Raw genomic sequence first — 10,973 nt, forward strand, 5'->3', positions numbered from 1 at the left:
GCCAGCGGCTCCGCCTCCAGTTCCAGCAGCTCCACCGCCCGTCGGCTGACCCCCTCGACCAGAGGCGCGGGCAGCCAGCCCCGCGCCGTCAGGGCCGCGGCCCCCGCTCCGCCGGAGAGCCGCTGGGCGACCTCCGCGGCGGCAGGACGATCCGCGGCCACTTTGGCGAGGCAGCCTGCGACGACCTCCCGCAGCTCGCCGTGCAGTCCGTGCAGCTCGGGTTCCTCGTGCACGACCTTGTAGAGCAGCGTCGCCGAGTTGTCCCCGCTGAAGGGCGGGCGGCCGGTGGCGGCGAAGGCCAGCACCGCGCCCATCGAGAAGACGTCCGTGGCCGTCCCGACCTCGCGCCCCAGCACCTGCTCCGGGGACATGTAACCGGGCGAACCGATGGACACCCCGGTGCCGGTCAGCGACGCGGTGCTGTCCATAGCCCGCGATATGCCGAAGTCGATCAACCGCGGCCCGTCCAGGGTGAGCATCACGTTGGACGGCTTCACGTCACGGTGCACCAGGTCCCGTCCGTGCACGGCGGCCAGCGCCTCACCGAGCCCGGCCCCCAGCGCCCGCACCGCGTGTTCCGCCATCGCCCCGTGGGCACCGACCGCCTGCTGGAGCGAGGGACCGGCGACGTACCCGGTGGCGACCCAGGGCGTCGGGGCCTCGGCGTCGGCGTCCAGCACCGGCGCGGTCCACTGCCCCCCGACCCTGCGGGCCGCGGCGATCTCCCGCCGGAACCGCTCCCGGAACTGGTCATCGGCGGCGAAGTGGACGTGCACCACCTTCACCGCCACGGTCCGACCGCCCGGACTGCGCCCCAGGAACACCCGGCCCATACCGCCGGCACCGAGTCGCCGCAGCAACCGGTAGTCGCCGATGCTGCGCGGATCGTCAGCTGCGAGCGGTTCCATCTGAGCGACGCCCTCCCCCTGTGCCCGGCACCCCTGGCGCGCACGGACCGACCACACCCGTGCCGGCACGTGCGTGCCCGTGCCTGCCTGTGCCGGATCAGCGTAGGGCCCGGACGGCCCGCCGGAAGGCCGCCCGGGCGGCGGGGCTCAGGCGCCCGTGGGGCCCGCGGGGTTCGTGGGAGGGGCGGGGTTCGTGCCGAGCAGGTGCACGTGTACGTCCGAGGGGTAACCGGTGTCGGGGCCGGTGAGACGGGCGAACTCGGTGATGCCCGCCAACTGCTCCGGACCGAGGCGGAAGTCGAGCGTGGTGAAGTACCGGGCCAGCAGCTCGGCGTCGAACGCCTCCCAGCGGGCCGCCTGCTCGGCGACCTTGCCGACCTCCTCCAGCGACACGTCGCGGGACGCCAGGAACGCCCGGTGCACCTCGTGCACGGTCTGCGGCTGGGCGGCCAGGTAGTCCCGGCGCACGGCCCACACCGCGAAGACGAAGGGCAGCCCGGTCCACTGCTTCCACATCTCGCCGAGGTCGTGGACGTGCAGGCCGAGGCGGGGGGCGTCGTGCAGTGAGGCCCGCAGCGCGGCGTCCCCGATCAGCACGGCGGCCTGCGCCTCCTGCATCATCAGCCCCAGGTCGGGCGGGCAGGTGTAGTACCGCGGGTTGATGCCGTACCGCTCGGCCAGCAGCAGCTGCGCGAGCCGCACGGACGTGCGCGAGGTCGATCCCAGCGCCACCCGCTCCCGGTCCAGCCCCTCCAGCGGCCCCTTGGAAACGATCACGCAGGACATGACCGGGCCGTCGCAGCCGACCGCGATATCGGGCAGGGCGACCAGGCTGTCACTATTGCGCAGGAATTCCACCAGAGTGATCGGTCCGATATCCAGATCGCCGTTCACCAGTTGTTCACTCAGCTTTTCGGGGGTGTCCTTCGTCAGCTCCAGGTCGAGCAGACTCCCGGTCCGCGCGAGCCCCCAGTAGAGGGGCAGGCAGTTCAGGAACTGGATGTGCCCGACGCGGGGGCGGGACCTGGGGAGACTCGGCTGCACGCTCACACTGGGGAGGGTACGCCCGGACCTCCGGGGACCGACGGGCAGGCTCGTGACCAGGGCAACATCAACAGATCATTTGACTCTTCCCCAGCCCCCGGGGACCGTGCTAGGCTCGCCGCAAGTTGCAGTTTGGTTTCCCTTGCAGTACAGAGCCTGCGGAGCATGTAACCGCAGGCTTTCGTCGTTTTCAGACTTCTTGCAGGTTCTGGAGCAGGGCGACCCTTATAGGCCCAGGGAGGGCTTATGGCTACCGGAACCGTCAAGTGGTTCAACGCCGAAAAGGGCTTTGGCTTCATCGCACAGGACGGCGGCGGCCCCGACGTCTTCGTGCACTACTCGGCGATCAACGCGAGCGGCTTCCGCTCGCTCGAAGAGAACCAGCAGGTGAACTTCGACGTGACCCAGGGCCCCAAGGGCCCGCAGGCGGAGAACGTCACCCCGGCCTGACGGCCGCGGTCTGATCTACGCCACACAAGGAGCCCCCGCCGACGGCGGGGGCTCCTGCCTTTTCCTGCCCGGCCTTTTCCGGCCCTGCCCGCGGCACTGTCCAGCGCACGCCCGGGGCGCAACATGGCTTCCGCCGCACGCCTCTTGAGGGTGGTCGGACCCGCCCGTACGCTGCCACCTGCGCGCGGCCCCGCCGCCCGGGAGAGGCGACGAGCGATCATGGCTGACCGGCTGTCCGAGAACGACGTGCACGAGGCGATGGCCCGGCACACGGGCCGCTCCGCGCTGGACCCGCAACTGCGTCTGGCGTGCCACGACAGCTCCACCGTGGACCTGTTGGAGCTGCGCGTCGTGCGCTGCCTGCGGACCGACACCGAGCGGAAGCGCAGCCGACCGGGCCGCTTCGACCTCTCCCACCGGGATACCTACGAGGGTCCCCTCCACTCCCATCCGGTCGAGCCGCCGAAGGACCCGGGACGGGCACAGCAGGCGTCCTGAGGTGGTCGTCGTCTGGTCCCGTCAGCGGAAACTCCGCGTCACAGTGGCAGCGGCAGCCGCCGCGCTGCTGCTCGTCCTGCGTCGCGCACGGTTCGGACTCGGCTCCCGGGCTCGGTTTTCGGGCTCGGTTTTCGGGGTCCTACCTCAGCGGATGCCGCCGGTTGCCGGGGTGAGACCGTGCAGCACCTCGGTCAACTGCTCGTCGTTGAGGGAGGGTTCGGGCAGCGGCTCGACGGCGGCGGTCGCACGCAGCCCGTCGAGCACCAGGGCCAGGTGACGGCGCCAGGAGTCGCGGACCACCGCGGAGGCCGCCGGCACCGTGCGCCCCAACGCGGCGAGCGCGAGCTGCAGATCCTCGGTGGTGACGTCGGTGCGGACCGTGCCCTGCTGCTGGGCCCGCGTGAGCAGCAACTCGATGGTGTGACGGTGATGGACGTGCAGGGCGTCCAGCGAGGGAATGCCCTCGACCCTGGTCGTCATCAGGTCGTTGGCGCCGCGGTCGGCTGCCAGCCCCTCGAAGATCCGGGTCAGGTAGGCGGTCAGCCCGCGCCACGGGTCGTGAGCGGTGCGAGCCTCCTCGCTGAGGTGCAACGTCGCCGTCAGGGCGTCGCTGAACACCGCGTCGATCAGCGTGGCCCGGTCGGGGAAACGGCGGTACACGGTGGCGTTGCCGACGCCCGCCCGCCGGGCGATGACGTCCAGCGGCGCCTCGACGCCCTGTTCCGCGTAGACCTCGCGCGCCGCTTCGAGGATCAGCTCCCGGTTGCGTTCCGCGTCGCGCCTCATGGCCAGGACCCTAACAGCCGCAACGCAACCGCAGAACGATGTGGAGAGGAGTCCCCACTTCTGTTATGGTTCTAACCGGGGAGCACTCCCCGATAAGCACCCAGGGCGATCCCAGCCCGTGCTGCCTGCTGTTCTTTCGCGTGTCGCCCCTACCGCCCCGCCACTTGTCCGAAGGGAATCGTGATTCGTGATGCCTGAGAACCACACCGCCGCCGCACATGTGGACGCCGCTGTGGACGCCGCTACGGACGCCGCGGGGAGGGCCACTGGGAAGGTCGACGCGTCGGGCACGAAAGCTCCCCCGGGGCCCGCCCCTCCGGGCTGGTCCGACCACGGAGGCCACGCCGTCGGCCGCGCCACGCATCATGCAGACACCCCGCAGCACACCCGCCCACCCAGTCCGGCCGCCGGCGAGTTCACCTGGCCCGGCAGGCGAATTGACAGGACGACCGCCGGGTTCCCACACTGTCGGCATGATCCAGCACTCGTTCGTCACGGAGGGGCCCATCTGCGCCCCGGACCGGGACGGGTGCGAGCGGTCCGGCCGATAGCTGCGGAATCCGCGCCCGGCCGCTTCGCGGTGGGCGCCCCGCCCCGCGTGCCGCCGCTTCGTTCGCTGAACCGTTTTCTGCTCTCTTCTTCGTGCGCGGTGCGCGGGCTGTCCAGGCACACCGTTTCGCACCCAGGAGCTTCGATGACCGCCGTCACCACCGGCCCCGCGTCCGCCCCCGCCGCTTCTCCGACCCCCGCCTCCTCGCTACCAACGGACGTAGCCTCGCCACTCGCCCGTCGGGCAAGCATCCCCGCCCCTGCCGACTCCACGCGCTCCTCCGTCCACGCGGACTCCCCGGCCCCCACCCGCCCACCTGGCTCACCCACATCACCGGGCACCACGAACTCGCCGGACACCGAAAGCTCGTCGGACTCCGTGAGTGCGCCGGGTGGCGGCTTGCGACTCCGAGAGGCCCGGGTGCCCGAGGGCGGCATGTTCGAGGGCCGCCGTGTCCTGCGGCGTGTTCCCGACGACTGGCAGGATCGGCCCTACGAGCGCTTCGAACTGGTGCCGCAAGGACGGATCATCGGGGCGGAGATCCGCGGTCTGGATCTCCGCCGGCCGCTGGAACCCGCAGTGCGCGAGGAGCTGAACCGGGCCCTGCTGGAGTGGAAGGTCCTCTTCTTCCGCGGCCAGCACATCAGCTCCGCCCAGCAGCGGGCCTTCGCCGGCCACTGGGGCGAGTTGGAGACCAACCCCCTGCTCGCCACCGGCTCGGCGGCGGAAGTCGTGCGGTTCGACAAGGGCGGCAGCGCCACCCCGACCTACGAGAACGTGTGGCACGCGGACGTCACCTTCCGGGAGAAGCCCGCGATGGGAGCCGTACTGCAACTCCGGGAGGTGCCTCCCGTCGGAGGCGACACCATGTGGGCCGACATGGCCGCCGCCTACGACAACCTGCCCGGGCACATCCGGGAGCGCATCGACGGCGCGACCGCGGTGCACGACTTCATACCCGGCTTCGCCCGCTTCTACGGCCCCGAACGACTCGCTCCGCTGCAGGAGGCGTTCCCGCCCGTCGAGCACCCCGTGGTGCGCACCCACCCGGAGACCGGCCGCAAACTCCTCTTCGTCAACACCTCGTTCACGACCCGGATCACCGGCATGGACCGCAAGGAGAGCGACACCCTGCTGCGCTACCTCGTACAGCAGGCACACGTCCCGGAGTACCAGGTCCGCTTCCGCTGGCAGGCCGGCGACGTGGCGTTCTGGGACAACCGCGCCACCCAGCACTACGCGGTCGACGACTACGCCCCGCACCGCCGAGTCGCCGAACGGGTCGCGATAGCAGGCGACCGCCCGTACTGACAGCCCGTCGCGTGCGGCCGGCCACGTCGCGATGATCTCCTCGACGGGGTTCGGGGTTTGAGGAACGTCGGTGTCGGATCGTGCGCTGACCCCTCGTCGACCCTGGTGGGAGACCGGTGGGCCGTTGGCGGCGTGGTCGGTCTGAAGTCGCCCCCAGAGCACGCCCCAATATCCGCGGTAGCTTGATCCGTCACCTGCGGCGACGTTCTCCGGGCCGTACGCGAAGCGGCCCTGTTATCTGCGGCTAGGGGGAAGCGGTGCCACCGTCGTACAGCTGCCGACCGGGAAGGCGCTGACCAGCCTGCCCGCCCCCGGCAGCAACCCACGCTGATCCACCCCGGGCGGCGGGACACCGCTCGTGCCTGGGCTGCTACGAGCAGCTTGACTCAGCCGGCGTGTGCTGCGCCGTCGGGGTCCGCGGGACGATGGAGCCCTGCTCGTCGGGTGCGGACCGAGGGGTCAGCCGGGCGACCAGTACGGCGAGCACCATGCCTCCCGCGACGGCCAGTGCGGCCCATCCCGGCAGTGCGTCGGCGGGGACGCCCCCGGCGAGCAGGGCGCTGCCCAGGGCCGATCCGGCGGCGGAGCCGAGGTACATCGCGGCCATCTGGAAGGCGACGATGGGCATGGCCTGCTCGGTTCGGTCGCGGGTGAGTGCCTGTTGCAGGACGGGCACGCTGATCCAGCCGCTCGCGCCCCACACCGCAGTGGCGACCAGCCATGCCGCGGGATCGTCGAAGAGCCAGACGATGAGGAAGGAGGCGAGCAGGAAGGCCGGCACGACCGGCATCAGCCGCCTCGGGCCCAGCGCGTCCAACGGTCTGCCGATCAGACCGGAGCCCAGTACGCCGCCGATGCCCCAGGCCCACACGAGTGCGAAGCCCCAGCCGTGCAGGCCGCTTTCGCCGGCCATCGGTAGCAGATAGGTGTAGAGGCCGAGGCTGGCCAGCCCCAGGACGAAGGACAGCGCGATGCCGAGCGCGACGCGTGGGTTCCTGAGCACGGCACCGTTCCCGGCCCTGCGGGAGTCGGGAAGCCGGGGCAGCGCGCCGGAGCGCAGGGCGAGGGCGAGCATGCTCAGGGCGCCGATGAGCACGACGAAGCCCATGGTCCCGCGCCATCCCACCTGTTCGCCGATCAGCATGCCCAGTGGCACGCCGGCGACGGTTCCCGTGGACAGTCCGAAGGTCACCAGTGCCATCGCGCGCCCCCGTTCGTGGTCGGCCACGAGGGCTCCGGCCGTCGCCGTGGCGACCGCAGTGAGCACGCCGGCCCCCGCCCCCGCAACGACGCGGGAGGTCAGGAAGACGCCCAGGGTGGGTGCCAGCGCGGTGGCGAGGTTGCCGAGGTTGAACACCCCGAGTGCGACCAGCAGCGCGGCACGTGTCGATCTGCCGACCAGGACACGGGAGAGGAACGGGCCCGCGGCCGCGTAGGCGGCGGTGAACGCGGTGACGCCCAGTCCGATCGCACCGGCCGTGGTGGCCAGGGAGTCCGCCATGTCCGGCAGGACACCGGCCAGTACGTAGGCGTCGATGCCAAGGGAGACCGCGGCGACGACCAGTGGCCAGACCTTTCCGATCACGCGGCACCCTCCTCGGTGCCGGCCGTGCCCTCGTCCTCGTAGCCGGCCAGGATGGTCCGCATCAGGCCGGGGAACCGGGTCTCGAGGTCCTCGGCGCGCAGCCTGATCATGCATTTGCGCCCCTCGGCGCGGACGAAGACCACGCCGGATTCACGCAGCAGGCTCGTGTGGTGGGTCAGTGTCGAGCGGGGCAGGTCGGGTCCGAGCTCCAGGCTGTCGACCTCCCCGTGCTCGCTGAGGATGCGGACCATCGTCAGGCGCAGGGGCTCACTGAGCGCGAACAGCACGCGCGGGAGCGCGATCTCATCTGCGTCGGGATGGTGGTACGTGCGGGCGGCAGCCATGGCGCACTCCAATCGTTCGGTAATTCCCGCACGAATATAGTGCGAAAATTCTCGAACGATCAACCCCTGGAGGCACGGATCCGCGCCGATGGTTCAGCGGCGGGTGGTGAACCGTGAGCCATGTCGCGCCACCCCGGCGGCCGAAGTACTTCGGCTTCGGCCGCGCGTACACGCTGGAGGCTGGGACGACGAACCGCATCCCGTCCACCGAGGCGACCAGGCCCCCGCCCCACGCCTGCGCACGGCCGATGGACGCCTGGTGCCCGATGCGCAGCGTTCGCGGCCCGGTAGGTCGCCAGCCGTAGACAGGTCTGGTCGACGCGGGCCAGCCGCCCGTACTTCGGCGCGTCCGTGCCGCGCAGAGCCGGGGTGTGGCCGACGTCGCAGCCGTGGGCGACCAACAGCGCGGCGATCGTGACGTGCAGGTCCGCCAGCCTCGCCTCGCCGCCGGTGACCGAGGGGAACGCCTGGTCGGCGCCGGCCCGGGAGAACACCTGAACACGACCTGGAAGGCGGTAGCCAGCTTCGCCGACGCCCGCTCGACGCGCGGCAGGGTCTCGCCGAGCCCCACCGCGGCGCGCTGCCAGGAGAGTGGGTTCGCTGCGTTCGGCATGGCGGGCAGCTTGACCGAAGTGCTTGCCGAAGGGTTCCCACGCCTGTTGTTCGGGGACGTTGACCTTCGGTGGTGACTTGGGGTCGTTGATCTTGCGGGAGATGAGATCACTGACGTGGCCGTCGGAGTCGACTACGACATCCAGACGCATGGGAAGCAGCACATCCCCATCCCAACGGCGCCAACTGACAAGCCAGCCCAGGTCTTCCCGCCCGTCAACTCTCTGGACGTCGGTCTCGGAGCCACTGAGACCCCACGGTGCGAACTGCCGGGCATAGGCAACGGCTACACGTTCGGCGTCCTCGTCCGATCGGACCGGTCCGCTGATGCCGGGGACGGGGAAGGTGTGGCCCTGCTCGACCCGCCCCGGGATGAGGTGGACGCTGAGTTGCTCGCCGTCGGGCCAGGAGAGCTCAGCGGCTCCCGCGCTGAATTGCGCCATGATCGAGCCAGCGTTTCCCTCGCCAGGCGTGAAGTCGACCGAATCAGCGGTGTAGTGACCGCCGAAGGCGTCGCGGAGCGCCTCCTCCACAGCGGCTTTCTGCGCAGTGGTCGCGACTGTGTGGGACACCGTCCTGTCCATCACGACAGGCTCCATCCAGATCAGCCAACTACCGGCCAGGACCCCTGCGAGAACGCCGCAGCCGATGAGAGGTGAGCGGCCGACGCGGACCGCCGAGGAGGGCACCATCCAGTCCCGCCTGTTGACGAAAGCGCCGATGACCACTCCACACAGGGCACCGGACGTGTTCGCGATGAGGTCGCTGGTGTCACACAGGCGACTGATGAAGGGAACCAGCCCTTGGGCGGTTTCGATCAGAGCGGGGAACAGGATGCTCAGGGACACCATGACGGATGGGCGTCGGATGGCAAGCATGCCCAGCAGACCGAATGGCACGAGCATGCCGGCGTTGAGCTGGCCCTGCACAGTTCCGAACGGTTCAAAGATGTCTTTGTTGATGACGCACTGCGGAGGGCCGGCACCACCGGTCGTCCACAGCGTGAGGGAGAGAGTGGCGACGGTGGACGCTGCCCAGAGGGCCGTCACCAGGGGGCGGCGGGCACGGGCGCGCGCTGCCACGTAGGCGATGCCCCCGGCGAAGAGGGTGAGGGCAACGGCCGTGGCAACGAAGTCTCCGTGGCCACGGAAGACGGCAGTCAACATGGGGGAGCTTTCAATTGGAACAGGCAAGGGCCCGGCTGGGCGCGTGACGGGCCCTCAATGATTTTGTGCGGTCTGTGTCTGTTCGGAGCGACCGTGCCCGGCCGTGGCGTCAGCCGGTTGTGCGGTAGGCCGGGGGTGCGGCTCGGCCGGGTGCCTCGGCGCCTCCGCGGGGGCCGAGGGGGGCGGATGCGCCTGCGCTGACTCCGCCGGTGACCTCGTCGTCGCCGCCGCCCACCGCTTCGGCGTCCTCGGGCCCGCCCGAGGCTCCTTCGCCCGGGTCGCCGGGGCGGGGGTCGGTCTGGCGGAGTTCGGCGAGCAGTTCACTCTGACCGGCGAGCAGTTCGGTGAGGATGCGGCGGGCGGCGCGAAGCAGTTCCGCGACGTCGCCGCCGGCGAGGGCGTAGTTGACGGTGGAGCCCTCCCGGGTGGACACCACGATCCCGGACCGGCGCAGCACCGCCAGTTGCTGGGACAGGTTGGAGGGCTCGACCTCGATCTCGTTCAACAGGTCCCGTACGGACACCGGTCCGTGCTGGAGCAGTTCGAGGACGCGGATGCGGACCGGATGCCCGAGCATGCGGAAGAACTCCGCCTTGGCCTGGTACAGGGGTACCTGCATCGTGAACTCTCCTGCCGGACTAGACGGTGACCTCTCCGGGCGGCGGCCAGGGCGCCTCCCGCCGAGGCGGAGCAGGAGGCGAGGTGCGTCCCATCCTGCCGCCTGCCGGCCCCGCGCCCCCCTGACATTGATCGAATCAAGATGTGTCGAATTGAAGAAGTTTTCAACTCGTGGGCGCGCGGGGACCGGGAGGCTCGGCTGGGGAGCTAGACCTCCAGCTCAGCCTCGATGCGCTTCAACTGGTGTCGCGCCATCGCCAGGTTGGCGTTGCGCTTGTCCAGCACCAGGTACAGGAAGAGCCCGTTGCCGCCACGCCCCTTGATGAGCCGGATGAGGTGGTACTGGGTGCCGAGGGTGATCAGCACGTCCTCGATCTCGTCCTTGAGCCCGAGGTGCTCCATCGTCCGGACCTTGGCACGGATCACATCCGTGTTGCCCGCGGCGGCGACCGTCAGGTCCAGGTCCTTGCCACCGCCGACCGAGCCCAGGGCCATGCCACTCGTGTAGTCGACGAGGGCCGCTCCCACGCTGCCCTCGATCGACGCCATCGTCTCCTTGAGGGACGTCTCCACGTTCGCCATTCCGCAACTCACTCCTCGTAGTGCACGGTTGGGGCGGCCCGCTCGGCGCGTGTCGCACCGAGAGAGCCGTGGGCTGGAGACTACGCAGCGTCGCGGGGTGTTCGGATGAGTATTCGGGTGATCCCTCTGAACGGCTCGGACCGCTGTACGATGCGCGCCCCGCGCGGCGTCCGGGCGGCGCCCTGGACACCTCCTCGCACCGGGCGTTCCCCGGCAGGACGGCACCGCACCCGGTGCTTACCGCCTTCGTGGCGGCGCGTCATCCGGCTCTGAGACATCCGGTCAACAAGACTGAGCTGCCGGGTCAGCCGGGGCCGCGCTGCCTGCTCAGTACGGTCCCCACCACACCCAGCACCCCCGTCGGGAGATCCGTATGGAGCCAGCGTTGCCAGTCCCCACCCCAGCCACGAACCGCACGGGCCGACGGGCCCCGACCGACCGCGGCCCACGTGTCCGCCGCACCCTGGGCAGCCTGGCGGCAGCCCTCACCCTCACCGCCGGCGTGCCGGCCGGCACCCA

General features: G+C 70.5%; 9 protein-coding genes and 3 pseudogenes. 3 read left to right on the top strand and 9 right to left on the bottom strand.

Features of this window, described 5'->3' with window-relative positions:
• On the bottom strand, positions 1–908 hold a 908-nt coding region (locus ACYVE9_RS07410; protein ID WP_461026931.1), incomplete at its 3' end, for a serine/threonine-protein kinase.
• A gap of 147 nt (positions 909–1,055) precedes the next feature.
• Positions 1,056–1,958 carry a menaquinone biosynthetic enzyme MqnA/MqnD family protein gene (locus tag ACYVE9_RS07415; RefSeq protein WP_461026932.1) on the bottom strand — a complete coding sequence of 301 codons (903 nt, stop codon included), beginning with the start codon at positions 1,956–1,958 and terminating at the stop codon, positions 1,056–1,058.
• Positions 1,959–2,198: 240 nt separating this feature from the next.
• Here ACYVE9_RS07415 and ACYVE9_RS07420 point away from each other — a divergent pair, with 240 nt between their 5' ends.
• Complete coding sequence (locus ACYVE9_RS07420) at positions 2,199–2,402, top strand: cold-shock protein (protein ID WP_007265804.1); 204 nt, start codon at positions 2,199–2,201, stop codon at positions 2,400–2,402.
• A gap of 219 nt (positions 2,403–2,621) precedes the next feature.
• Complete coding sequence (locus ACYVE9_RS07425; RefSeq protein ID WP_461026933.1) at positions 2,622–2,900, top strand: hypothetical protein; 279 nt, start codon at positions 2,622–2,624, stop codon at positions 2,898–2,900.
• A gap of 144 nt (positions 2,901–3,044) precedes the next feature.
• Here ACYVE9_RS07425 and ACYVE9_RS07430 read toward each other — a convergent pair whose 3' ends face one another.
• The gene (locus tag ACYVE9_RS07430) at positions 3,045–3,686 is read right to left on the bottom strand and encodes a TetR/AcrR family transcriptional regulator (RefSeq protein ID WP_461026934.1); all 642 of its coding nucleotides are present in this window, start codon (positions 3,684–3,686) and stop codon (positions 3,045–3,047) included.
• Between the two features lie 985 nt (positions 3,687–4,671).
• Here ACYVE9_RS07430 and ACYVE9_RS07435 point away from each other — a divergent pair.
• A complete protein-coding gene (locus ACYVE9_RS07435) occupies positions 4,672–5,547 on the top strand; it encodes a TauD/TfdA dioxygenase family protein (RefSeq protein ID WP_461026938.1) in 876 nt (291 codons plus the stop codon).
• Between the two features lie 370 nt (positions 5,548–5,917).
• Here the strand turns inward: ACYVE9_RS07435 and ACYVE9_RS07440 are convergent, their stop codons facing one another.
• From ACYVE9_RS07440 to ACYVE9_RS07465, 6 genes and pseudogenes are all read right to left on the bottom strand, one after another.
• Positions 5,918–7,132, bottom strand: coding sequence for an MFS transporter (locus ACYVE9_RS07440; protein WP_461026935.1), 1,215 nt, complete (start codon positions 7,130–7,132; stop codon positions 5,918–5,920).
• On the bottom strand, positions 7,129–7,476 hold the full coding sequence (locus tag ACYVE9_RS07445; RefSeq protein WP_461026936.1) for an ArsR/SmtB family transcription factor: 348 nt from the start codon (positions 7,474–7,476) through the stop codon (positions 7,129–7,131). Before ACYVE9_RS07445 ends, ACYVE9_RS07440 begins: the two co-directional genes overlap by 4 nt.
• Positions 7,477–7,587: 111 nt before the next feature.
• Positions 7,588–7,964 (bottom strand): annotated as a pseudogene (locus ACYVE9_RS07450) (Tn3 family transposase); the annotation flags it as partial.
• Positions 7,965–8,810: 846 nt separating this feature from the next.
• Positions 8,811–9,254 (bottom strand): annotated as a pseudogene (locus ACYVE9_RS07455) (VanZ family protein); the annotation flags it as partial.
• 274 nt (positions 9,255–9,528) lie between these two features.
• Positions 9,529–9,873: pseudogene (locus ACYVE9_RS07460) on the bottom strand (ArsR/SmtB family transcription factor); the annotation flags it as partial.
• A gap of 206 nt (positions 9,874–10,079) precedes the next feature.
• Positions 10,080–10,454, bottom strand: coding sequence for a roadblock/LC7 domain-containing protein (locus tag ACYVE9_RS07465; RefSeq protein WP_461026937.1), 375 nt, complete (start codon positions 10,452–10,454; stop codon positions 10,080–10,082).
• Positions 10,455–10,973 lie beyond the last annotated feature (519 nt).

It is taken from the genome of Streptomyces sparsus (assembly GCF_054776295.1).

What these genes read in the sequence shown, in the direction of transcription:
- ACYVE9_RS07420 (WP_007265804.1), top strand. Translation starts at nt 2,199, where the DNA reads ATGGCTACCGGAACCGTCAAGTGGTTCAACGCCGAAAAGGGCTTTGGC.
- ACYVE9_RS07425 (WP_461026933.1), top strand. Translation starts at nt 2,622, where the DNA reads ATGGCTGACCGGCTGTCCGAGAACGACGTGCACGAGGCGATGGCCCGG.
- ACYVE9_RS07430 (WP_461026934.1), bottom strand. Translation starts at nt 3,686, where the DNA reads ATGAGGCGCGACGCGGAACGCAACCGGGAGCTGATCCTCGAAGCGGCG.
- ACYVE9_RS07435 (WP_461026938.1), top strand. Translation starts at nt 4,672, where the DNA reads ATGTTCGAGGGCCGCCGTGTCCTGCGGCGTGTTCCCGACGACTGGCAG.
- ACYVE9_RS07445 (WP_461026936.1), bottom strand. Translation starts at nt 7,476, where the DNA reads ATGGCTGCCGCCCGCACGTACCACCATCCCGACGCAGATGAGATCGCG.
- ACYVE9_RS07465 (WP_461026937.1), bottom strand. Translation starts at nt 10,454, where the DNA reads ATGGCGAACGTGGAGACGTCCCTCAAGGAGACGATGGCGTCGATCGAG.